Here is a 22,888-nt window from a genome sequence, read left to right as displayed (position 1 = left end):
TAAGGATCCGTATTCAACTGGTCTGTATTTCCCGGATCACCTCGTTGAGTCGCGGTCGGTTTCCTTGGGCCGTCTCACCGCAAGCGGTCAACCATCCGGTCGGTGGCAGAATCGTGCGATGACAGCTGCCAGGAGCGACCGCCACCAGAGACTCTCGGCTTTCCTGGCTTCCCGCAACAACATTGAGCTCGCCGCGCTCATGGACACGGGTCGGCCCAACATCGTGGGAGTGGGCGGCGGCACGACAGTCCTCGACGTCGACGGCGTGCCGGTGTTCGCCAAGCGCGTCCCGCTGACCGATCGGGAACTCGCCCACCGGGGCTCAACCGCGAACCTGTTCGACCTGCCAGTGTTCTGCCAGTACGGTATCGGCGGCCCGAGCTTCAACGCATGGCGTGAGCTCGCCGCGAACATCATCGTCACCGACGGCGTTCTGGCTGGTGCGACGCAGTCGTTTCCGATGCTCTACCACTGGCGGGTTCTGCCCGACCGGCCACCGGTCGCAACCGAACACGCCGACATCGACACGGTGGTCGCCGCCCAGGGCGGCAGCCCCGCTGTGCGTGCCCGACTCGAAGCGCTGGCCGCAGCACCGTCCAGCCTCGTGCTGTTCTGCGAATACATCCCGAACCCGATGCCGGACTGGCTGCGCGAGAACCCGGCCGACAAGGCCGCCGCCGTCGAGCGGCAGTTTTCGGAGATTGTGGCGTTCCTGGGAGATCGGGAGCTGCTGCACATGGATGGACACTTCGGCAACCTGCGCAGTGACGGGGAGCGGATCTATCTCTGCGACTTCGGGCTGGCTACCTCGCCGCATTTCGACCTGTCGACCGCCGAGCGCGACTTCGCCGAACGCCACGCCACTCATGACGCCGACTACGCCGCCATGCGACTGGTCAACTGGCTGGTGACCGACGTCTGCGGGATACCGATGCCGACCAGCGGCGGCCCCGTCGCCCGCAACGAGTACGTACTCCAGTGCGCCACTGGCCACATCCCAGACGACGTGCCGCCGGTTGTGGCCGCGATCCTGGCCCGGCACGCACCTGCCGCCGCGAAGATGAACGCCTTCTACTGGAAATTGTTCGGCGGCGACATCCACGCGGAATACCCGGCCGGTTAATACGCGATAGAATACCCTGCACGGCAACACCTTTCGGTGTTTGCCATTGCACGCCGACTGATCCGGTCAGCGGATGCCCGCCAGCCGCACGGCAACCCCAGGTTTCCCCGGCTGGGCTCAATCGGCGGTCTCGGCCAACGCCAACAGCGGATCCGGCAAGAATTAGCAACACCCACAACCGTTCACGTGATGCCTCGGGGTGTCACGACGTTAGCGCCGGATTGCGTTCGGCTGCACCACTACCCCCGCGCCCTTGTCGTTCGACTTCGGTGAGACGACCCCATGGCCTCAGCGCGCCCTACCGCTCACGACTACGTCAAATCCTTTGCCTTCTCGGTGATTACCACCGAGATCTCGAAAGTTCGGGAACATCGCTTGACGTATGCGGCTAATTGGATTAGCTTTATGGCTATCAGCATTAGCTACTCACGCTTTGGAGTTCGACATGACCGAGTACCTGACCATCGACGGTGGACAGATCGCCTACGAAGTGGCTGGCAACGGCCCGCTGGTGGTGCTGTCGCACGGGATCGGTGACCGCCGCCAGGCTTATCGGTTGCTGGCGCCGAAGCTGGTAGCGGAGGGCTTCCGGGTCGCATCGGCCGACCTGCGTGGGCACGGAGAATCCAGCATGAACTGGACCTCCCATGACGGCAGTGAGGCCATCTCCCGCACCGATATCGCGGGTGATCTGCTCGCCCTGATCCGCCACCTCGGCGGGCCCGCGGTCATCATCGGCCACTCCATCTCCGGTGGTGCCGCCACCATCGCCGCCGCGCAATCGCCCGAACTCGTCAGCGGCATCATCGAACTCAACCCGTTCACCAAGACCCAGCAGTTCTACACCGGTGCAATGTTCACCGTCGCGCGCTACCGCAAGGGCATGACTCGACTGCTGGGCGCGATGATGTTCAAGAGCCTCGGGCTGTGGATGAGCTACCTGAATGTCGCCTACCCGATCAAGCCCGCCGACTACGACCAGTACATGGCCGAGCTGGCGCAGCTGCTGGGTGAACCGGGCCGGTTCGCGGAATTCCTGAAGACCGGCAAGTCCACTCCCGCCGACGCCGAAGCGCAGCTGCCCAACCTCAGCGTGCCCGCACTGATCGTCATGGGTTCCGCCGACCCCGACTTCCCGGACCCCAAAGCCGAGGGCGATGCCATCGTGGCGCTCATGCCCGAGGGCCTGGGCCAGGTCGAATTGTCCGAGGGCTCCGGGCATTACCCGCACGCGGACGCGCCCGACCGGGTTGCCGAACTCGCCCTGGCCTTCCTGCGAGAGCATGCCCGTGCCTAGGGTCGGGCTCAGCAAGGCCGACGTCGTTCGAGCGGGCGCGGAGCTCGCCGACGACGTCGGCTACGGCAATCTCGCGATGGCGCCGCTGGCCCAACGGCTGGGTGTTCGAACGCCTTCGCTCTACAAGCACGTCGCCAACCTGGCCGACCTGCAGCACGGCATCGCGGTCCTGGCCATGACCGAACTCGACCGCGAGATCCGCGATGCCATGCACGGACTCTCCGGCGTCGACGCGCTGGCGGCCTTCGCCCGCGCATTCCGCGCGTATGTGATCGCCCATCCCGGCCGGTATACCGCCACCATCGGCGCCGAGTTCGAGGGCGCCGATGACCCGTTGCTGGAACCCAGTACCCGCCTGTTGGATTCGATGGCGGCGGTATTGCGCGGATACCACATTCCGGAGGCCGAAATGGATCACGCGCTGCGCGCATTGCGCTGCGCGTTCCATGGGTTCGCGTCCCTGCAGGCCTCCCAAGGCTTCCAATGGACCGGTGACCCGGAGGTCAGCTTCGACTGGATGATCGACTTCATCGATCGCGGATTACGCGCCGATCGGTGAGCTCACCGATTCCCAGTGCGAGCTCGGTGTGGCCTTGGCGGTTCAGTCCACCAGGTCCGGGATCGGCTGTGGCTCAGGCTGATTCGGCGCGCAGGGATTCGATATCGGCGCGTAGCTGGTCGAGGAGTTTTTCGGGGGAGTCGAAGTCGGTGGGGTCGATCGGCGTGCCGAAGCGAATAGTGACCGGATGCGAGCGGTCGAAGCCTCGATGCTCGCCGCCCTTGGCGCGTAGGGGTAGGACATTGTCGGTGCCGATGGTGGCGACCGGAATGATCGGAACACCGGTTGCCAGTGCGAGTTTCGCGACGCCGGGCTTGTACGGTTCGGATTCGCCCGGCGGCACGCATCGGCCCTCGGGGTAGATGAGCATCACGCCACCGTGGCGCAAAATCCATTCGGCGTGCGCGAGGGCCTGCTGCCCGGATTCGGGGTCGCGTCGTACCACGGGCACATGTCCGAGCCGCCGCACCAACCAGCCCACCACCGGCCAGGACCACAACTCCGCCATGGCCACCGCCATCGCTCGCCGCCGCAATGCGCCCCACAGGAATACCGCATCGAGCATCGAAATGTGATTGCTGGCCACCAGAACCGGGCCGCGGGCCGGAACGACCTCCCGGTTCACCACGGTCACGCGAACGAACCGCGACCAGGCGAGAAATCGCAGCAGGCGGCGCACCACCTTGGTCGTGAGCCAGGCGCGCTTACCCAACCCGACCGGGCGACGCCGACCGCGACCAGGATCGGACGATGACGCATTGTCTATCATATTTCGCTGCCCCCATGTACTGCCGCGCCCATCACGTCGGCCTTCGATAGCCAGACTATGGCATGGGCCCGACAAACTCCGTCAGGTTCGATACCTGCTGGTGCACAGCCTTTTTGCGCGATACTGGCACAGATATCGGGCTCCAGCACACCGGAAGTCGGGAAGCCGAAATTGTCAGTGGTGCCGGGTATCCTGATCGCAGAACGTATCCGTGGGGGAGGTTTTGATGTTGGTAATGATGGCCGTGGTCTTCGTACTCGCGGGCGCCGTACTCGTCCAGTTCTACCCGATCACCGCCGCCGTGGCATTCGCGGGCGCCGCCGCACTCGTCGGAGTCTCGCTCGTGCGTTTCCTCCGCCAACGCCGCCGTGCCGAACTATGGGCCGCCAGCGCCCGCACCCGCGGCGCAGCCGCCGCAGGCGGCGTCGGCCTGAGTTCCTACATCAACGGTGGCGGTTGCAGCGGTAGCGATTCGGGAAGCGGCGACTCCGGCTGCGGCGGTGGTGGCGGTTGCAGCGGCGGCGGCTGTGGTGGAAGCGGTTGCGGCGGTAGCTGATCGGGTCACCGGCAGGCCACGGCGACGCCGTCGAGCCAGTCTCGGATCATCTTTCGTTGGTCGGGGGTGAACGCGGATTCCAGTTCGGCTTCGCGGCGGTTGACGGCGATGCGGGCCTCGGCCAAGCGAGTGCGGCCGAAGGCTGCCTTCGTACTCGTCGAACTACGCACCCCGTAGCCGAGTTTCGATCCACGACAACTCGCCCAGCGCCTGTTCGGTGGCGGTAATGCGGCACTCGGATTGCCACTGTTCGCCATGACCACGGCCGGTTTCTACAGCGCGTTATCTGCAGGGCGCACGCGGCTTCTCGCCGCTGCAGTCGGGCTCGGCCAGCTCGCCGGCGGCGCTCGGCGTGATCGTCGGCGGGCCCCTCGGCAGGACGGGTGTCAGCCGACGGCTGTGCCTGTGTAGGTCGCGATGAGGGTTGCGACTTGACGCGGTTGCAGTGCGGTGGTGTCGATGACGTGGGCTTCTTGGCTGTGCCATGAGCGAGCGGCGTCGTAGTCGGCGAGGTGTTCGAGCCGCCATTGTGAATTCGGTTTGCTGGGATCGGTTCGGATGCGGCGGAGGAGTTCGTGATGATCGGCGTGGAGAACGAAGTGATGCAGTGGGACGCTGGCTTTTTCGAGCCCGGCGCGGATTTCTTGCCAGTATTGGTGAACGAGGACCGACTGGGGCACGATCAGAGTGCCGCCGACATAGTCGAGGATCTGCATCGCCGCAGCCACGACCAGTCCGCGCCAGGGTTGCCAGTCCTGGAAGTCCCGGACGCTCTCGGAGGCGAGGACGTGGCGGAGCATGAGCCCGACCTCCTCGGTGTCGAAGATCCGCGATCCGGGGAGTAGTGCGGTCAATTCTCCTGCTGTCGTGGTCTTTCCGGCTCCGAAGGTTCCGTTCAGCCAGATGATCATGCTTCGAACATATCGGGTTGGTGCGAGGTGGGGGTCGAGGAACAGTTTCGCGAGTTCCGGCGCTAGTTTGCTGCCTCGATGAACAGGGTTGGCCGGTGGGTGATTTCATGGGGTGATTCATGTCGCGGTGACCGATGAGGGCTACGGCTGGTTCGGGTCGTATTCGCGATCGAGTCGACTTTTGCCTCCGTGCGCGTGCCGACCAAGGTCACCAAAGGGCCAGACTCGCGCGCGGCCGGAATCGCCATGGCCTACAAGCTGATCGAGGCCGCACAAACACGCTGGCGCAAGGTCAACGCGCCCGACCTCGTCGCGCTCGTCCGCGCCGAAGCCCTGTTCCATAAGGGCAAGCTCCTCGAACGTCCCCGCGAAATCACCCCGACGCCACCAAACGGCCTGGCCGGCACCACCACAACGGAGGTCGACTGAAAACCGTCATCGAAGGATTTGACATTAGCCGTCCCCAACCTGATTCTGGGTGCAACGCTCAACGAAACGTGTTCGGTCGGATGCGGAGTGCGATCGAACACGGGAGGATGCGATGGGGGCGAAAACCGCGATGGTCGTCCATGCCGACCACGACCCGATTACGGTGTTGCGGTCCGAGCCTGCACTCGACCGGGACGCGGCCGGTGAAGCGGTTGCACAGCTGTTCCCGGGCCGGTCGGTCGAAGTGGCCGAGGATGGCCTGCTTGGTGAGCTAGGGTTTCCGGACGAGGGTCTGGTCTATGTCGGTTGTTTTCCCGGTTTGCGGATCGTCTATAGCGCCGAAGTGTCCACTCATAGGCCCTCAACCCTTCCGCTTCATCTGTTGGATCCGAAACCCGGACGACGGGTGTTTGCGCACTCGATGTTCAGCATGACCGACTCGCTGGCCTTCGCGGTGTGGGAGGACTACACACTGATCAGATCGCTGAGTCTGTCCCCTAACGACGGCGTGCGGGAGGACATCGGAAAGCCGCTGCCGTTCGAGCAACCCTATTGGGACGGCCATCATCCGGTCGAGGATTACAAGCTGCCGTTCCATCCGCTGGAGCTGGGTGAAGAGGCGTTGCGCGCATTCTTCGGATACATCCTGGAAGGCTCCGCTGATCCCGATGAGACGAAAGCATGGAACGTCCCGCTGTGCGGATTCTTGCTGGGTCCGCCCGGCTCAGCACCTGCCGCCGGGGCATCATGGCGCGCCATGAGCGAAAACGGCATCTGCAAAGACGACCCCTCGGAACACACACTGGTCACCCTGTTGCTGGAGTTGACCGCACCGAACAACAATTTCCTCATCCTCGAACGGCTCAACGCCGAACAGGAGTACATCCAGACTTACCGACACACCGACGGCACTTTCGACCTGGAATACCGCGACGGCGGCCCGCACGCCCATTTCCAGACCACCACAGCTTCCCGTGACCAGGTCATAGCCGCCTTCACCGGCTGGATGGAAGACCGATCAGGCTGGCGGGCCCCGTTCACCTGGACCAGGTTCAGCTGACAGCAGGCAGTCTCAAACGAGATCCACATCCACAGGGTTTGACAATATCTCCGAATTGACGGCGCGTGTGTTCTGCTCGTGATCCAGTCCCGGACGGTACTGCTTACGGTGTTGCAGAGCGCGTACCGTCATTGTGCCTGCGGCGATGAGCACGCCAGCAATTGCGATGAACACGATCTGCGGCCGATCCAAGGTGTTGTCACCGGCGAGCAGATAGCAGGCGATATTGATCAGCCAATGTCCGATCGACGCGACCAGCACACGCTGGCGGAAACTCCCGTTGCCCAGGTATCCGAGCACGATGGCGAACGCCATCGCCGAGACGAAGAAGCAGACCGCGGTCACCGGGCCCGCCGCGTATGCCTGGACATGCCACAGTGCCCAGGTCGCCCCGGTCGCAGAAATTGCCGCGAACCTGGTCATTCGAGATTCCAGTATCGGCTGCATCAGGCCCCGCCAACCAATCTCCTCGCCGCCCGCGCCGACGAGTTGGAGCAGCACAAACACTGCGAAAGGAAGACCCCCGACTGCCGCGGGGCCGACAGGGGCGGTGCCCGACACGACAGCCGCCATCATGATCAACAGGCAGAAGAACACGCAAGCCGTGACCACCGCCACGACACTCACGCCTACTCGCCGGGACGAGACTGCTGAGGGCAGCAGTCCGGCAACGGTCTTCCTGAACGTCAGCCAGGTTGCCAGCACGCCCAGCGCCGGGCCGAACTGGACCAGTGACAGCGCCGCCGGGTCAATGCCCGAATGAGGTTGCACCACAAGTAAGACAACCGAGGCGGCAAGGGTCGACAGCACGTAGACGCCGAGTGCGGCCCAGACCTTTGCAGTGGTCGGTGACTGCATTACGCACACGGCGCCGGGCTGGGTGTTGCTGGTATCGGTGGGGCTCACGCTATTTACCTTGTCCGTCGATGTCCGCCTGCGCATCGCCCAAAGGTCCGGATCATCTGTGGTACCAGGGTATTAGGCGCGACCGGTCTCCTCGGGGCAGGCAAACTCCAGCCCGCTGTGGTCGACACGGCGACGACTCCGAGGCCGCACATAGTGTGCGGCTATGAACTGCTGAGCGCCGGATTTCTCAAACATGTTCCTCGACCCGCGAGGTCTGCTCGGACTGCTGGCCTGGGTCCAGTTGAATGCGACTACGCACCGAAGTCGAGTGGCTTGTCGTGAACGTTTACCGCGTCGACTTCGGCATGGGCTGAGCTGGAGCTGTGGGCCGATCGGTGATCAGGGAGGTCATCCGGAAACGAGATCTAGAGGCCGAGTTTGGTGACGGCGTTGTCTTCCAAGGGGTTCGCGGTGCGGATGTAGTTGTGCACGGTGCGCGGGTTGGACCAGCGGCCCTGCCGCATGATCTCGCGGTCGCTGGCGCCGCCGAGTGCGGCTTGGGTGGCGAATCCGGCGCGCAGGGAGTGACCGGAGAACAGGTCCGGATCGAGTCCGGCGCGGGCCGCATAGCGTTTGACGAGTTCGGCGATGGCGCGCCCGGACATCGGTTCGGTGCCGATGCCGCCGTGGCGGGTGATGGTCGGAAACAAGGGCAGCGTAGCGTTTTCGGCGAGTGCAGTGCCCCGGTAGCCATGGCAGCGGTGAATCTGCGGGGATGTCGCGGGGGTGTCGTCGAGCCAGGCCCGCACATCGCCGCGTGCGCAGTGAACTTCGAGCAGCTGGATCCAGTCGGCGAACGCGCAGACGGGGCAGGTGTGTGGGCGCTGGCCGCGGGGGAGTGCGACGCGCTGTTCGGTAATGCCGGTGGGGTCGGTTTTGGTGGTCGGGAGTTGTACTAGCAGCAGCGGCTCACCGGTGCTGTGGTCGAGATCCACCCGCACATCGGCGATCCGCAATCCGGCAAGTTCGCTGCGGCGCAACGCTCCCGCGAATCCGACGAGCAATGCCAGGGTGTCGCGACGGCGCGCGGGTTCGGTGGGCCACCGCGGTTCGGGCAGTCCGGCGAGCAATTGTTCGAGGGTGTGCAACAGCACCGGGCGCTTGCGCTTTGGCTGTGTGCGCCGGGTCCGGCGGATACCGCGCAAGGTCAGGCGAACCACATCGGAGCGGGTGGGCGATGGTAATCCGTTGGCGGCGTGGACCGCCGCGATCGCTGCCGATTTGCGTTCGAGGGTGGCCGCGCTGAACGCCCAACGCTGCGATCCATCGTCACTGTGACGCAACGCATCCGCTGCCGCGGCGAGGTACACCGCGACATCGAGCGGGTCCGCGGGCAGCGCCTGCCGCCCTTCCGTGGCACACCATCCCGCCCATGCGATCCAATCGGTTCGATACGCCCGCAACGTATTCGCCGATTGCGACGCCTCCAGATACCGGCGCAATGCCCCGGCCTGCTCATCATCGAACCGCTCCCGCACCAACCGCAGTGCGACCGCATCCACCAGCACACTGCGCACCCCGCGCCGCAACTCCGTACGCACCGACTCCGGCACCGCGACCACCGCATCGCCCATTCGCTCGCTCCCATCTGCCCGGCCCGAAGTTCGACAGCCAAAGCCTATGCGTTCTGCGGTGATTCCCGTCCGGTCGCGACACGCATCAGTCCTGCAGCGGCAGCAGGCGCTGTGCACCATCGAACAGATAGGACTCCGCGACGCGCGCGGCGGTCAGCGCGGCCAGGGCGGTGGCCGCGAGCAGCATGTACATGACCACGATCTGGTAGCGGATAGCGGTGAGCGGGTCGACGCCAGCGAGGATGAGTCCGGTCATGGCGCCGGGCAAACTGATCAGGCCGACGACCTTGGTCGCGTCGATCGTCGGGATCAGTGCCGTGCGCAATGCGGATCGGCGATGCGGCAGGAAGGCTTCGCGCGCCGAAAGGCCCAGGCACAGTCGGGCTTCGATGGCGGGGCGCGCAGTGCGGGCGTCCTCATGGAGTCGGCGCAGCGCGATGCCGGTGGCCTGCATCGAGGCGGAAACGATCATGCCGCCGACCGGGACGACGACTCGGGCCTGTGTCGAGATGACACCGAGCAGGATGAGTGCGCCGAGCGTAATGGCCGAGCCGATGCCGACGCCGATGGTGGCGGCCCGGCGCGCCCGCGGCAGACCTTTGCCGCGTCGGCCCGCCACCTGTCCGGCGATCAGCACCATGAGGACAACCCACGCGAGTGCGCCCGGTAATCCGGTGTGCCGGAACAGGATCAGTAGTATGGCGCCGACGGCCACCAACTGGGCCGCGGCGCGGGTGGCGGCGATGAGCAGTTCGCGGGTCAGGTGCAGTTGCTGGCGGTAGGCGATTGCGGCGGCCACTGCGACCAGCACGAGCGAGGTCGCGACACCGGGCCAGCCGGGTACGGAAAGCTGTGCTGTCACTGGGGTTTCCGTTCATCGCCGGGGGACAGGTGCCCGTCTCGCAGGGTCCACATATCGTCGGCAACGTCGGTTACGAAGGCGGTGTCGTGGCTGACCAGGATGACACCGCCGCCGCCCGCCGTGTGCTCGCGAATGAGAGCGCCGACCGCCGCCGCGGATTCCGCATCGAGGGCAGAGGTCGGCTCGTCGAGCAACAACACCTCGGGTTCGACGGCGAGCGCTCGAGCCAGGCACACTCGCTGCGCCTGGCCACCGGACAATTCGAGACAGCGTCGGCCGTGGAAGTCCGGCAAGCCGACGCGGGCGAGCAGCATGTCCAGGCGATCGGACGCGAGATCGGCCCGGCCGACTCGAATCTCCTCGGCGACGGTATCGGTGAGCAGCGTGGGGTGCTGTGGCACCAGCCCGACACGTCGACGCAGATCCGGGGCGTGGAACTGGGTGATCGGGACGTCATCGAGAAGAATCCGGCCGCCGCTCGGTTCGTCGAGCCGATTGAGCAGCCGCAGCAGCGTGGTCTTCCCCGTGCCGCTCGGCCCGACCACCGCTGCACATCGACCCGCAGGAAACGTCGCGGTGATATCGCTGAGTATCGGCGCATCCCCGTGACTCGCACTGACCGCATCCAGACTGATATTCGGCACCGTCCCACCATTCCCTATCGGCGGCAGCGGTGTCCGGTCGGAGCCGACGAGCGGCGACTGTGCGGGTCGCGCTGAGGGCCGTGATTGCCGGGCAAGGCGGCGACTGTGCTCTCGAATGTGCATCGACTTGCGGGTGGTGAGTGCTGGACGACCACGAAATGCTGGCGCATGCCTGTCGATGTGACGTGCGCCACTGTCCGTGGATGTCACAAAGCGGTTTGGACCGGCGTCTTGTGCGTGACACAGTCGATAGCGAACAGGCAGGAGCAACCGATGAGCGAGCGCAGGGATCCCGCTACCGAGGCATTCCTCGCCCACCGCAACCTGCTCTTCACCGTCGCCTACGAAATGCTGGGCTCGGCCGCCGATGCCGAAGATGTGCTGCAGGAGACCTGGTTGCGGTGGGTGGATGTCGATCTCGACACGGTGCGGGATCATCGTGCCTACCTGGTCCGGATCACCACCCGCCAGGCGCTCACCCGGCTGCGCACGCTCGGCCGTCGCAAAGAGTCCTACGTCGGCCCCTGGTTGCCCGAGCCGCTGCTCACCACGCCCGACGTGGCCGAGGATGTCGAACTGGCCGACAGTGTCTCGATGGCGATGCTGCTGGTACTGGAGACACTCGCGCCGACCGAGCGAGCGGTATTCGTACTTCGCGAGGTCTTCGATCTGGCCTACGACGAAATCGCGGAAGCGGTCGACAAAACCCCCGCCGCGGTCCGCCAGATCGCCCATCGGGCACGCGCACACGTCGCCGCACGACGACCACGCGGGACCGTCTCCCCGGCCGAGACCCGCGGCGCGCTGGACGCATTCCGACGGGCGATCGAAACGGGTGATCTGCAAAGCCTGTTCGACATGCTCGCGCCGGATGTCGTACTGCTGGGTGACGGTGGCGGAGTCGTGCAGGCCGTGGTGCGGCCCATCGTGGGGGCGGCCCGGGTGGCTCGGTTGCTGGCGGTCGGCTTGCCCAGGGTCAGCGGCGCGGTGTCGGTCGAGCCGGCACAGATCAATGGCTGCCCGGCGCTGATCATCCGGATCGACGGGGAGATCGACAACGTCGTAGCCGCGCGGATCGACGACGGCCTGATCACCGGGCTCTACATCGTGCGCAATCCCGAGAAACTGTCGCGTGTGCAACGGGAGACGATTGTCAGCCGCTGAGTCCGGAGCCCGATCTCACCGACGCCGCATGTGCGCAACGCAGTGATCCCGCATTCGGTGACTTCGAAGTACGCGGGCGTCCCTATTACTGATCCGCAGCGGTGGCGGTCGGTGCGCGGTGTCCGGTGGTGGCGATGTGGTGGGCGGCGAGGTAGGCAAAGACGATGGCGGGTCCGATGGTGGCGCCGGGTCCGGCGTAGGTGTGACCCATGACGGGGGTAGCGGTGTTGCCCGCGGCGTAGAGGCCCTCGATGACGGTGTGGTCGACGCGCAAGACGCGGCTGTGGGTGTCGGTGACCAGACCGCCTTTGGTGCCGAGGTCGCCGGGGACCAGACGGGCGGCGTAGTAGGGGCTGCTGGCCAAGGCGGAGTGTGCTGTCTCAGGCGATTTCGGCCCGACGGGAGTGGTGGGTGTCCTCTCGTCCCCGGGTCGGCAGGGCAGCCGCTATCGTCGAGTTCAGGAAGCGACGAGAAAGGGCGGGTCGATGGGGCGAATCGCACAGCAGCGCCCCGCCGCGACCCCGGCGTCGGCTGGTCAGGTGGCCCGGCGGGTTGCCATCCTGCGGGCGGCTGCCGAACTCGGTGCCGAAGCGGAGTTCGACCGGGTGCAGATGGCCGATCTCGCCAATCGGGCGGACGTGGCGTTGGGCACGCTCTACCGGTACTTCCCCACCAAGACCGAGGTGTTCGCGACCCTGTTCCAAGAACAGATCGCCAGTTTCGTCAACGACCGATGGCAGCTACCCGAGGGTGGCGATGTCTTGGAGCACATCGGGCGCAACCTGGCCGCGCTGAACACGACACTGCTGCGCAGCCCTCGGCTGTGCTCGGCGATGCTGCGCGCCACCGCCGCCGCCTATATGCGCGAGCCATCGCCGGAGCAGTTGTGGCTGGAATCGGAATCGACACTGACACAGGCGATTCTGGACACGCTCGGAATCGAGCAACCCGGCGCGGCCGAGCACAGCGCCACACTGCTGCTGATCTACAGCTGGTGGGGCGTGCTCACCTCGAGTCTGAGTCGACGCATGTCCCCCGAACGCGCCGAACGCGAACTGTGTCGCGCAGCCTCGCTGATCCTCGCCCACCACATTCAGTGAGATCGACCATCCGGCCCCGACCGGATGGATCTACGCCTCTACCGTCGACACCTCCCGCGAGCGCCGCGCCGTGTCGCACGTAATCGAGCCGAGAACGGGGGCGGGGAGCAGATCCGCCCGATCCGGCGCTAAGCGCGGAGGAACGGTGAGCGGTGTTGATCTACAGGTGATTTCATGTCGGCGTGACCGATGAGGGTGGCTATGGCCGGTTTGGGGCGTTGTCTCGTTGAACATGCTCAACGACCAGTCCGCCGGCCTGGCGGCCAAAGTGGTGTCCGGCACGCCACGCCACGCGACTCGTTGAACTTCATCGATGTCGTGAAGCTCCAGCAGGGCGGCCGCCGGCCCGAAGCCATCATCACCGATACCGGCTCGTATTCCGACATCGTGTTCGGTTTGCTGCATTTGATCGGTAAGAAATATCGGCCGCAGCTGGCGAACCTGCCCGATCAGCGGTTGTGGCGCATCGACCAGGGCGCGGACTACGGCCCGCGATGAGCCACTGCTCGCGGCACCCGGGCCTGGTTAGCGGCGGGATCTGTCGGTGTGGGCGACTATGGACCCTGCTCTCACCCGGTCGGCAGGAATGCGCACCGTGATATCAGCTGCTGGAGGTCGGAACGTGCCAGCCGAGGACCAATGATCTCACGGCCGCCTGGATCACCACGTCGATGTACGCCGAGGGTAGGGTCCCGTCGAGTTCGAACGCGACGAATCCGTGCAGGGTCGCCCAGACCGCGACCGCGATGCGGTTCACCTCTGCGGTCGAGTACCGGGAGGCGTGTACGCGGCTGATCGCATCGACGAGTGGTGCCGCCGGGTCTTGGTCGCTCGGGGCGCCGCTGGGAGTGTAGGTCGTGCCGCCGCCGAAGATCACCGTGTAAAAGTGCCGCTCGTCGAGGGCCCACCGCCGATAGGCCGACGCCATCGCCAGCAGGCCGGTGAGCGGGTCGTCACCCACGGGTACCGCGGCTAGAACCTCGAACAGCTGCGCCGCCACGCGCCGGCGCACGGCGGCGAGCAGACCGTCCCGGCTTCCGAACAACGTGTAGATCGAGGTGGTCGAAGCGGTTGCGGCAGCGGCAACTTCGCGCATCGACAAGCGATCCGGCGAGCGGTCGCGCAGCAGATTCGTCGCAGCGCTGATGAGGCGTTCGCGCGTGGCGTCGTCGTTGGTTGGCGGACGTCCCATGGAGACGCAGTCTACCCGGCATGTAACACTGTTTCAGAACAACGTTCTGAAACAGAGGAGATCCTAGTGACGTTCGTTCGACAGAGCTTGCGAGTGTTACGGACCACCGCCATCCACGTCACGGCCGTACTGGCATTGGTCGTGGTGTTCCTGGCTGTGGTGGTGCTGACCGGCGGGGCTGGGCGTGGATGGGCGGCATGGACCGTCACTGCCATGATCGGCACGGTCACGGCCGGACTGCTGGCGGCCCGTCACCGTCGGCGCTCCGCGGCGCACGTGCTGATTCAGACGAGTCTGGCCTGCGCGCTCACCGCCAGCGCCTGCGTACCAACCGTTCCGACGAGCTGGCAGTATCCTCCAGACCTAACCGGAGTTTCGAGCGAGCGTTGGACGCTGGCGACGGGAAGCCGCGTCGCTGTGTATCACTACGCACCGCCGGCGGGCGTCGTGCATCACGGTGTACCGCTGCTGTATCTCAATGGCGGTCCCGTCCGCAGCATCGCCCTGATCGACCACACGTTTCTGCGCCAGCTCGCGGGCGATGGCTTCGATGTCTACGCCTACGAGCAGGCCGGCGGCGGACGAAGCGATCCGCTGCCCATGCGCGACTACACCATCGACCGCTCGGTGCGCGACCTCACGGCGGTGCTGACGCACATCCCCGGCAGGCGCGCCGACGTGATCGGGTTCTCCTCCGGGGCGGTGATCCTCACGCGGGCCCTGGCCGACGCCGCGAGCGCGGACTTCATTCATAGGGCAGTGATCGTGGAGCCGGGACCGATGGACGGACCCACTGCGAACACGGCCGGCTGGACCGGAAGCGGTACGGCCGCCGGGATTGCTCCCCCACCGGGCGGCTCACGCTCGATCTCCATGCCGCGCTATGCGATTGCCTTCGGGCTGCAGCGGCTGGGGCTGCTGTCTCCCCAGGATCAGATGGTCGGCCAGGCGGAAGCGGTCAACGCCTTCCAGGCCGCCGATCTCGGCAGCGACACGGCGAACAGCTACTGCGCGAAGGACGCTCAGCGCATCCCGGTCGAGGACAGCGCCGCAAACTTCTCGTTCAACCCCGCCGCCAGCCTCCGCATCCAGGACACGATCACCGACTCGCCCTCGATCGCTCCGCAACTGCGCCTATCCGAGGTGCCCGCGATGCTGGTGATGGCCGAATGTTCGCACCAATTGCGGCAATGGGCGACAGCCATCCTGGCGTCCGATCCCGCAATTGCCCGGACCCAATACATCACCGGCGTCGGCCATCACATCTGGAACGGCCTCGACGACAACAACGACCGCGCAGCATCAGTCATCACCGCGTTCCTCGACGACCAACCGGCCCCGCTTCTCAACTACCCCACGGCCGCAGACATTCCGACCTTCCTCGGCGAACACCAGTAGAGCCGGTCCGGCGGCCAGGGAACACCATGGGCGGCCGGTGTCGTCAGCCAGCTTGACGCCGGATCGGCGAGTCGACCGTCGGCGCGCGGCTGTGTCACTGTCGGCTTGATACCGCCGCAGCCCGTCGTCGGACACTCTCGCGTACTTGGCGAGGCTACGCCGGATCGGACGGATTTACTCCTCGCCCCCCAGTATCGGCACAAGTCTTGACACCAGCGCAAACTAGAATTAATTCTAGTTCTTGCCAAGGTCGCGCCACAGCGACTATCTCGAGAGGTGAGGCGCATGACGGACAAGGTTTTGGAACAGGTGGAAGCACTGGGCGAGCGGTTGGCCGCCACCGCCGCCGACAGCGAAGCACTCGGGAGGCTGTCCCACGACAGCGTCGCCCTGATCCGCGAAGCCGGGGTGATGCGACTGCTGCAACCCGCCGATTTCGGCGGCCACGCCGCCCACCCGCGTGTATTCGCAGAAACTGTCATGGCGGTCGCACAACGCTGCGGCTCGACCGGCTGGGTCTGCGGCGTCGGCGGTGTGCACCCGTGGGAGATGGCACTGATGGACCGACGACTGCAACAGGAGGTGTGGGGCGAGGACCCCGACACCTGGATCGCCTCCCCGTACGCCGCCCAAGGGATCGCCACACCGGTCGACGGCGGCTACCGACTGCGCGGGCGCTGGAACTTCTCTTCCGGCACCGACCACTGCGACTGGATCTTCCTCGGCGCCACCCTCGGCGACGCCGACGGCCATCCCGCTGAACCGCGCACCACCCTGCACGTGGTGCTGCCCCGCGCCGACTACACCATCGTCGAGGACACCTGGGACGTTATCGGCCTGTGCGGCACCGGAAGCAAGGACATCCTCGTCGAGGACGCCTTCGTCCCCGCCTACCGGACCGTCGACGCGCAGGACATGTCCGAAGGCGCGCGGGCCGTGGTCGTCGGGCGCGACGAAACCCTCTATCGGCTGCCGTTCTGGGCCATGTTCCCCCTCGGCATCACCGCCGCTGTCATCGGCATCGCTGAAGGAGCGCTGGCTGTGCACCTGGCCTATCAGCGTGACCGCACCACAATGACCGGTGTTCGTATCGCTGAGGACCCCTACACCCTGTCCGCGATCTCCGAAGCCGCCGCCGAGATCGCCGCCTCCCGCACCCAACTCCTCGACGGCATCGAGCGCCTCTACGACCTCGCCGACGCGGGCACCCCGGTCACATTCGCCGACCGTGCCGTGACCCGACGCAACCAGATCCGCTGCGCCTGGCGCGCTGTGGATGCCGTGGACGACATCTTCGCCCGCTCCGGCGGTAACGCGGTGCGCCGTAGCAATCCGGTGCAACGCTTCTGGCGCGACGCCCACACCGGCCTGCAACACGCCATCCACACCCCCGGTCTCGTCTACCACGCCACAGCGCTGACCACGATGGGTATCGAACCCCAACCGCGACAACGGATCATGATCTGAGTCGCCCATCGGCTTGCGCGACCCGGACACCGACAAGGCCGACGAGTTGGCTGGATCCCAGGTGTGCTCAGCTGGCGGCGTCGCCGTACGTGGCGCGTTACCGCTTGGGAGGACTAGTCCGGCCACAACAGGCGAGAAATAGCGAAGGCAAGGAGGTCATCCACTCCCTGCCACTTTCAACATATAACGCACCCGGGGCCTTGCGGCAAGACCCCGGTCGTGCTGCAAAATCTCCAGCCGAAGCCAGAACCTGCGGAAATCAGGGGTCGCGAAGTACGTGCCCCCTTGTCGACGTGTGTGTCTGCAAGGACGTCGAACCGCCGGGGCGGTCGGTGCCCAGATGCGGGGGTGCGCCCCACCGAACCGCGCGGCGCAGCTGGCCGATATGCAAGCTTGTCGAATGAGGGGTTTTCATGATCGATGTGATCGTTGCCGGCGGTGGACCGACCGGCTTGATGCTGGCCAGCGAGTTGCGGCTGCATGGCGTGCACGCGCTCGTGCTGGAGAAGGAGACCGAGCCGACCAGCCATGTCCGGTCGCTCGGCCTGCATGTGCGTAGCGTCGAGGTGATGGACCAGCGTGGTCTGCTGGAGCGGTTCCTCGCGCTCGGCAAGCAGTACCCGGTCGGCGGCTTCTTCGCCGGCATCGAAAAGCCGCGGCCCGACCGGCTGGACACCGCGCATCCGTACATCCTCGGCATCCCGCAGCCCGTCACCGAGCGCCTGCTGGCCGAGCACGCCGCCGAACTCGGCGTCGAGCTCCGGCGCGGCTGCGAACTGGTCGGATTGAGCCAAAACGAGGACGGAGTGACCGTCGAGCTGGCCGACGGCACGCAGCTGCGCTCGCGCTACCTCGTCGGTTGCGACGGCGGCCGCAGCACGGTGCGCAAGCTGCTCGGCGTCGGCTTTCCCGGCGAACCCACGCGGGTCGAGTCGCTGCTGGGCGAGATGGAGGTGGCCGCGCCGCCGGAGACGCTGGCCGCCGTGGTGGCTGAGGTCCGCAAGACCCACAAGGGGTTCGGCGCCGGGCCCTCCGGGGACGGGGTGTACCGCGTCGTCGTGCCGGCCGAGGGGGTGGCCGCGGACCGGTCGGTCCCGCCGACCCTTGAGGAGTTCAAACAGCAGCTGCGGGTGTTCGCCGGCACCGACTTCGGCGTGCACTCACCGCGTTGGCTGTCCCGCTTCGGCGACGCCACCCGGCTGGCCGAGCGCTACCGGGTCGGCCGGGTGCTACTGGCCGGCGACGCGGCGCACGTCCACCCACCGCTGGGCGGGCAGGGCCTAAACCTCGGCGTCCAGGATGCGTTCAATCTGGGCTGGAAGCTGGCCGCCCAGGTCAGCGGCTGGGCACCGGAGGGGCTGCTGGACAGCTACCACACCGAACGGCACCCGGTAGCCGCCGACGTGCTGAACAACACCCACGTGCAGTCCGAGCTGATGTCCACCGAGCCGGGTCCCCGGTCCGTGCGCCGGCTGCTGTCGGAGCTGATGGATTTCGAGGAGGTGAACCGGTACCTGACCGAGAAGATCACCGCGATCGGGGTCCGCTACGACCTCGGCGAGGGGCACGAACTGCTCGGCCGACGGCTGCGGGACATCGGGCTGAAGCGGGGGCGCCTCTACGAGCTCATGCATGGCGGCCGCGGACTGCTGCTCGACCAGACCGGTCGACTCTCGGTGGCGGGCTGGGCCGACCGGGTCGACCACGTCGTCGACGTCAGCGAAGAACTGGACGTGCCCGCGGTGCTGCTGCGGCCGGACGGCTACGTGGCGTGGGTCGGTGATGATCAGCAGGAACTGCTCAGCCAGCTGTCCAGGTGGTTCGGCACGGCCGTCAGCTGAGCGCGCAGTTGTGGCGCCAAAGTGCGCGGGACCTATCTCCGGCCGGCGCGGTGCCCTCGAGGTCCAGGTCGTACTCGGTCACTGCGGCGGCGCACGGGATGGATTCGTCTCGTGGTGAGTGCCGGGGACGGGCACCTGAAGGTCGAGGACGTGCTCCGACCAGCTGACAGGCTGTGCGGGCGATCCTTACTGTCTGGGTGAATGCGCCTGTCATTGGTCCGGCCGCTCAACCGCGGAGCTTTGCGTTGAGCCGTGCGGCCTGACGCGTGAGGTGGTCGCGTTCGGGGAGATCGGGCGCCAGTCGTGCGGCTTCGGTGTAGAGCCGTGCTGCGGTCACCAGGTCACCGTCACGCTCGTGCAGGTATGCCGCGGCGGCGGTGTAGCGCGGTAGGGAGGGGTCGAGCTCTGCCAGGGCGGCCAGTCCGGCACGTGGGCCGTCGGCCTCGCCGACCGCGACGGCGCGGTTGAGGCGGGCCACCGGGTTGTCGGTGAGCCGCAGCAGTTCGTCGTACCACTCGACGATCTGCACCCAGTCGGTCTCCTCGGTCGTGCGGGCGTCGGCGTGCAGCGCGGCGATGGCGGCCTGGGCCTGGAACTCTCCGAGTCGGTCGCGGGCGAGGGCTGCCTGGAGCACATCGACGCCCTCGGCGATCAGGCGGGTATCCCACTGGCCGCGGTCCTGCTCGGCGAGCGGCACCAGGCTACCGTCGGTGCGGGTCCGTGCCGGGCGCCGTGCGTGATGGAGCAGCATGAGCGCGAGCAGACCCGCCACCTCCTCATGCTCGGCCATGGCGGCCAGTTGGCGGGTGAGCCGGATCGCCTCGGCGGCGAGGTCCACGTCGCCGGAGTAGCCCTCGTTGAAGACGAGGTAGAGCACGCGCAGCACAGTGGCGACGTCACCGGGTTGGTCGAACCGGATACCCGAGACGGTTCGCTTGGCCCGGCTGATCCGCTGGGCCATGGTTGCCTCGGGCACCAGGTAGGCCTGCGCGATCTGCCTCGTGGTCAGACCGGCGACCGCGCGCAGCGTCAGCGCGACCGCCGAGGCCGGGGTCAGGGACCGGTGCGCACACAGAAAGTACAGCTGCAGCGTGTCGTCCACCTCCTCGGCCGGTCCGGGCATGGGCTCGATCTCGACGAGCTCCTCGCGCCGCCGCCGTGACGTATCGGCGCGGGCGGCGTCGAGGAACTTGCGCCAGGCCACAGCGACCAACCAGCCCTTGGGATCTCGCGGTGGGTCGTTCGGCCACACCCGCACCGCTTCGATCAGAGCGTCCTGCACGGCATCCTCGGCCGCCGCGAAATCGCCTCCGCGGCGGACGAGGATCCCGATGACAGTGGGGGTGAGGGTCCGGAGCAGGGCCTCATCCACCGTGCGTCACTCCGTCACCGTCGGCAGCGCGGTCAGGAACGGGCGCACCTCGAGCCACTCGTGAATCGGCTTCCCACCCGCACCCGGCGCCGCGGACAGCTCGCCAGCCAGCTCCAACGCCCGCTCATAGGTCTCGACGTCGATCACCATCCAGCCAGCGATCAGATCCTTGGTCTCCGCGAACGGGCCGTCGGTGACCGGCGGCCGCCCCTCGCCGTCGTAACGGACGAATGTGCCCTCCGGGGACAGCGCCTGCTCGTAGACGAACTCGCCGGTGCTCTCGAGCCGATCCGCGAAGTCCCGCATGTACTGGATGTGAGCCGAGATCTCCTCTGGCGTCCACTGATCCATCGGCACGTCGTTGACCGATGCCGGGGCACCACGGTAATGCTTGAGCAGCAGATACTTGGCCATCATTTTCTCCTTGATGCGGTACGGCCCATTGTGGTCATGTTCACCCCGGGGACGGAGCCGCGCTCGGGATCTCGACATCTCACCGCGACATTCTTTCGGCGATCTTCCATTGCACCGCGCACTGACGAGCCGTTCGCGGCTCCTGGTCGGCCGGACCCGCGCGCGCCGTTGCTCGATCGGCTTGCGACACCGTCTGGGCGACCAGCATGACCTGGGGCATATCGATGGAACGACCCTGTCGGCCGGTTTGCTCTGCCAACTCGACGATGATCCTTCTGGACTGCGGATGTAGCGAAGCCGAGCGGTCCTCGTAGCGCTCCGGTTCGCCGAAGGATGCGAGGCTGCCCGTCGAGTCCAGGCAACTCTTATTCGGCATGAGGTAGGTCAAGGGTGTCGAACTGGTGCGTGGACCAGATGCGGCGCGAGCCTTCCTCGGGGTAGGGCTGGGTGATTGGTTCGGTGTTGTAGACGCGAGTGGTTCGCGTGTGTGGATCGTAGGGTGCCCAGCCGGGTTTGCCGGTGGTCGCGAAGCCCACCCAGTCGGCGCGCATGTGGTGAGCGACGTGGGTGATTTCGTTCGCGGCGTTCGGATGCGCGCAGCGGTGGGCGCGCACCTCCTCGGGGCTGAGGGTGCCGAAGATGAGCAGGAAGTCCAGGGCGTGGGAGGCGCCCTGTTCGGAGTTGAAGCTCCAGGCCAGTTCGTAGAGCCACACGGGTCCGCCGCCGGCGTGCGCGGCGTCGGCGAGGTGCAGGCTGGGCATCCGAAACAGCCAGTCGGAGTTGAGAACTTCGAATCGTTGCCCGGGTGTGGCGTCCGGGTAGGCGGTGCGATAGAGCTCGCTGCCATCTGTGCTGGGTGCGAGGTGGTCGAATGCTGCGGTTAGGCGCGCATCGTTCGGCTCGCCGCCGGGCCGGGATGTGTAGAGCCGGTACTCGTCTCGGGTGTGGCCGATGAGCAGGTCGATGTCGCGTGCGGCGCCGTCTGCCAGCGCACGCCACGGCGCGCGTGGCAGGATGTCGCCGTCGATGACGGGGGAGAACGGTGTCGGCGTGAGCGCCATAGGTCCCCAGGACTCGACGAATTCCGGCATCTTCTGGATCACCGCGTCCGTCGCGTCGGTCAGTGCCCGCGGCGGGAGGCGGGCCAGGTCGTCGATGGTGGCGCGCGCGCCGAGCTGCGCGGCGATCGTTGTCGAGATCGCGGTGGCGAGCCGTTCGGAGAAGTAGGTACCCGGCATGCTCTGACTGATCGCCCGTCGAAACAGTCCGGCTGCCATCGGCATGACAAGCAGAGCGGCAATGCACGCTCCGCCAGCGGACTCGCCGAAAACGGTGACATTGTCCGGATCGCCGCCGAACCCGGCGATATTGTCCTGGACCCATCGCAGTGCGGCGATCTGGTCGAGGATGCCGCGGTTGTCCGGGGCGCCGGCGATGCGGGCGAAGCCGTCGACACCGACGCGATAGTTCATGCTGACCACCACCACCCCGGACCCGGCGATCGTCGCACCGTCGTAGTGCGGGTTTTCGGAGTGGTTCTCCAGGTACGTGCCGCCCTGGATCCACACCATCACCGGCCGTCCCGCGGCCCCGAGGTCGGGTGACCAGACGTTGAGCGTCAAACAGTCTTCGGAACCGTCGCCGACGCTGCCGGACACCGACGACATCACCGAACCCGTATGTGCCGCTTGGGGAACCGGTGGACCGAACTCCAGCGCGTCGCGGATGCCATCCCATCGCTGGACCGGAACCGGCGCCCCGAAGCGCCGTGAGCCGATCGGTGGCTCGGCGTAGGGGATACCCCGGAAGACCGCGATGGCGTTCTCCCACCTGCCACGCACGACTCCGGCGGTCGTGCGGATCTCAGGGGCGATAGTCATGCGGGCCACTCACTTCCCTCGGTAGCTCACCTACTGCGTGGCCGTGAATTCGTCGACGAGCGCCGGTGGTGCCTGCCACCTCCGCTGTCGCTCGACCACCGGCTACGAACCCGACCTCGAACCGTCAGTCTGCACCATCAGCCCTGAATCGCACTGGTGCTCAACAATATTCAGCACAGGCGCATCCTTGCCGCTTCAGGCTATCGGCATACCGCTTTCGGCACATCAAAAAGGGAACCGGTCGATGGCCGGGTGATGCGGACATCGTCGGCGTTCGGGCACACCGACGAGCGCGTGGTCGCCGCGATCCGCGACGCCTTGGACGCGGAGACGAAGCGGTCCACCGGGAGTCGGTGTTGCCGTTGAGGGG

23 protein-coding genes and 2 pseudogenes are annotated in these 22,888 nt (G+C 66.4%); 12 read left to right on the top strand and 13 right to left on the bottom strand.

All coding sequences use genetic code 11. From position 1 onward, the window contains the following. The first annotated feature begins 118 nt into the window (after positions 1–118). The 3 genes from ACWEO2_RS04065 (at position 119) to ACWEO2_RS04055 (ending at position 2,979) form a co-directional block, all read left to right on the top strand. On the top strand, positions 119–1,123 hold the full coding sequence (locus ACWEO2_RS04065; protein WP_452403983.1) for a serine/threonine protein phosphatase: 1,005 nt from the start codon (positions 119–121) through the stop codon (positions 1,121–1,123). A 445-nt stretch (positions 1,124–1,568) separates the two neighbouring features. After that, entirely contained in the window at positions 1,569–2,420 is an 852-nt protein-coding gene (locus ACWEO2_RS04060) for an alpha/beta fold hydrolase (RefSeq protein WP_452403982.1), read from the top strand. Further along, positions 2,407–2,979 carry a TetR/AcrR family transcriptional regulator gene (locus ACWEO2_RS04055; RefSeq protein ID WP_452403981.1) on the top strand — a complete coding sequence of 191 codons (573 nt, stop codon included), beginning with the start codon at positions 2,407–2,409 and terminating at the stop codon, positions 2,977–2,979. The genes ACWEO2_RS04060 and ACWEO2_RS04055 overlap by 14 nt, the downstream gene beginning before the upstream one ends. A 73-nt stretch (positions 2,980–3,052) precedes the next feature. Here ACWEO2_RS04055 and ACWEO2_RS04050 read toward each other — a convergent pair whose 3' ends face one another. Then, a complete protein-coding gene (locus tag ACWEO2_RS04050) occupies positions 3,053–3,748 on the bottom strand; it encodes a lysophospholipid acyltransferase family protein (protein ID WP_452403980.1) in 696 nt (231 codons plus the stop codon). Between the two features lie 226 nt (positions 3,749–3,974). Between ACWEO2_RS04050 and ACWEO2_RS04045 the strand changes: the two genes are divergently transcribed. Next, the gene (locus ACWEO2_RS04045) at positions 3,975–4,304 is read left to right on the top strand and encodes a hypothetical protein (RefSeq protein ID WP_452403979.1); all 330 of its coding nucleotides are present in this window, start codon (positions 3,975–3,977) and stop codon (positions 4,302–4,304) included. A gap of 5 nt (positions 4,305–4,309) precedes the next feature. Here ACWEO2_RS04045 and ACWEO2_RS04040 read toward each other — a convergent pair whose 3' ends face one another. Both ACWEO2_RS04040 and ACWEO2_RS04035 read right to left on the bottom strand, forming a co-directional pair. Then, positions 4,310–4,567, bottom strand: a complete 258-nt coding sequence (locus ACWEO2_RS04040; RefSeq protein ID WP_452403978.1) for a hypothetical protein — start codon at positions 4,565–4,567, stop codon at positions 4,310–4,312. Between the two features lie 123 nt (positions 4,568–4,690). After that, positions 4,691–5,215: an AAA family ATPase gene (locus tag ACWEO2_RS04035; RefSeq protein WP_452403977.1), complete on the bottom strand. Its 525-nt coding sequence runs from the start codon at positions 5,213–5,215 to the stop codon at positions 4,691–4,693. Between the two features lie 150 nt (positions 5,216–5,365). On the opposite strand from ACWEO2_RS04035, the pseudogene ACWEO2_RS04030 reads away from it, so the two are divergent. Beyond that, positions 5,366–5,644: pseudogene (locus tag ACWEO2_RS04030) on the top strand (IS256 family transposase); the annotation flags it as partial. 112 nt (positions 5,645–5,756) lie between these two features. Continuing rightward, positions 5,757–6,704 carry a DUF6928 family protein gene (locus ACWEO2_RS04025; RefSeq protein ID WP_452403976.1) on the top strand — a complete coding sequence of 316 codons (948 nt, stop codon included), beginning with the start codon at positions 5,757–5,759 and terminating at the stop codon, positions 6,702–6,704. 12 nt (positions 6,705–6,716) lie between these two features. Here ACWEO2_RS04025 and ACWEO2_RS04020 read toward each other — a convergent pair whose 3' ends face one another. From ACWEO2_RS04020 to ACWEO2_RS04005, 4 genes are all read right to left on the bottom strand, one after another. Next, positions 6,717–7,610: a CPBP family intramembrane glutamic endopeptidase gene (locus ACWEO2_RS04020; RefSeq protein ID WP_452403975.1), complete on the bottom strand. Its 894-nt coding sequence runs from the start codon at positions 7,608–7,610 to the stop codon at positions 6,717–6,719. Positions 7,611–7,975: 365 nt separating this feature from the next. Continuing rightward, complete coding sequence (locus ACWEO2_RS04015; RefSeq protein ID WP_452403974.1) at positions 7,976–9,184, bottom strand: site-specific integrase; 1,209 nt, start codon at positions 9,182–9,184, stop codon at positions 7,976–7,978. An 85-nt stretch (positions 9,185–9,269) separates the two neighbouring features. Next, positions 9,270–10,046 (bottom strand): ABC transporter permease, encoded by a 777-nt coding sequence (locus ACWEO2_RS04010; protein WP_452403973.1) that lies wholly within the window; start codon positions 10,044–10,046, stop codon positions 9,270–9,272. Next, positions 10,043–10,690: an ABC transporter ATP-binding protein gene (locus ACWEO2_RS04005; RefSeq protein WP_452403972.1), complete on the bottom strand. Its 648-nt coding sequence runs from the start codon at positions 10,688–10,690 to the stop codon at positions 10,043–10,045. Before ACWEO2_RS04005 ends, ACWEO2_RS04010 begins: the two co-directional genes overlap by 4 nt. A 273-nt stretch (positions 10,691–10,963) precedes the next feature. Here ACWEO2_RS04005 and ACWEO2_RS04000 point away from each other — a divergent pair, with 273 nt between their 5' ends. Then, entirely contained in the window at positions 10,964–11,854 is an 891-nt protein-coding gene (locus ACWEO2_RS04000) for an RNA polymerase sigma-70 factor (protein WP_452403971.1), read from the top strand. Between the two features lie 85 nt (positions 11,855–11,939). On the opposite strand, the pseudogene ACWEO2_RS03995 reads toward ACWEO2_RS04000, so the two are convergent. Then, positions 11,940–12,239 (bottom strand): annotated as a pseudogene (locus ACWEO2_RS03995) (FAD-binding protein); the annotation flags it as partial. Between the two features lie 100 nt (positions 12,240–12,339). Between ACWEO2_RS03995 and ACWEO2_RS03990 the strand changes: the two are divergent. Together ACWEO2_RS03990 and ACWEO2_RS03985 are read left to right on the top strand one after the other, a co-directional pair. Beyond that, entirely contained in the window at positions 12,340–12,954 is a 615-nt protein-coding gene (locus ACWEO2_RS03990; RefSeq protein ID WP_452403970.1) for a TetR family transcriptional regulator, read from the top strand. Positions 12,955–13,155: 201 nt separating this feature from the next. Then, entirely contained in the window at positions 13,156–13,452 is a 297-nt protein-coding gene (locus tag ACWEO2_RS03985; RefSeq protein ID WP_452403969.1) for a Tn3 family transposase, read from the top strand. A gap of 103 nt (positions 13,453–13,555) precedes the next feature. Here the strand turns inward: ACWEO2_RS03985 and ACWEO2_RS03980 are convergent, their stop codons facing one another. Then, positions 13,556–14,146, bottom strand: a complete 591-nt coding sequence (locus tag ACWEO2_RS03980; protein WP_452403968.1) for a TetR/AcrR family transcriptional regulator — start codon at positions 14,144–14,146, stop codon at positions 13,556–13,558. A 213-nt stretch (positions 14,147–14,359) separates the two neighbouring features. Between ACWEO2_RS03980 and ACWEO2_RS03975 the strand changes: the two genes are divergently transcribed. From ACWEO2_RS03975 to rox, 3 genes are all read left to right on the top strand, one after another. Beyond that, the gene (locus ACWEO2_RS03975) at positions 14,360–15,544 is read left to right on the top strand and encodes an alpha/beta fold hydrolase (protein ID WP_452403967.1); all 1,185 of its coding nucleotides are present in this window, start codon (positions 14,360–14,362) and stop codon (positions 15,542–15,544) included. A gap of 285 nt (positions 15,545–15,829) precedes the next feature. Further along, positions 15,830–17,011 carry an acyl-CoA dehydrogenase family protein gene (locus ACWEO2_RS03970; protein ID WP_452403966.1) on the top strand — a complete coding sequence of 394 codons (1,182 nt, stop codon included), beginning with the start codon at positions 15,830–15,832 and terminating at the stop codon, positions 17,009–17,011. Positions 17,012–17,424: 413 nt separating this feature from the next. Beyond that, a complete protein-coding gene (gene rox / locus ACWEO2_RS03965) occupies positions 17,425–18,852 on the top strand; it encodes a rifampin monooxygenase (protein WP_452403965.1) in 1,428 nt (475 codons plus the stop codon). Positions 18,853–19,078: 226 nt separating this feature from the next. Here rox and ACWEO2_RS03960 read toward each other — a convergent pair whose 3' ends face one another. The 4 genes from ACWEO2_RS03960 to ACWEO2_RS03945 form a co-directional block, all read right to left on the bottom strand. Then, complete coding sequence (locus ACWEO2_RS03960; protein WP_452403964.1) at positions 19,079–20,224, bottom strand: RNA polymerase sigma factor; 1,146 nt, start codon at positions 20,222–20,224, stop codon at positions 19,079–19,081. A gap of 6 nt (positions 20,225–20,230) precedes the next feature. Continuing rightward, a complete protein-coding gene (locus tag ACWEO2_RS03955; protein ID WP_354955055.1) occupies positions 20,231–20,638 on the bottom strand; it encodes a YciI family protein in 408 nt (135 codons plus the stop codon). 79 nt (positions 20,639–20,717) lie between these two features. Then, positions 20,718–21,014 (bottom strand): hypothetical protein, encoded by a 297-nt coding sequence (locus ACWEO2_RS03950; protein WP_452403963.1) that lies wholly within the window; start codon positions 21,012–21,014, stop codon positions 20,718–20,720. Then, positions 21,004–22,518, bottom strand: a complete 1,515-nt coding sequence (locus ACWEO2_RS03945) for a carboxylesterase/lipase family protein (RefSeq protein ID WP_452403962.1) — start codon at positions 22,516–22,518, stop codon at positions 21,004–21,006. Before ACWEO2_RS03945 ends, ACWEO2_RS03950 begins: the two co-directional genes overlap by 11 nt. Positions 22,519–22,888 lie beyond the last annotated feature (370 nt).

Source organism: Nocardia sp. NPDC004278, assembly GCF_053602975.1.
The sequence above is the reverse complement of the archived record's forward strand: the minus strand, read 5'-3'. Positions and strand labels throughout refer to the sequence as shown.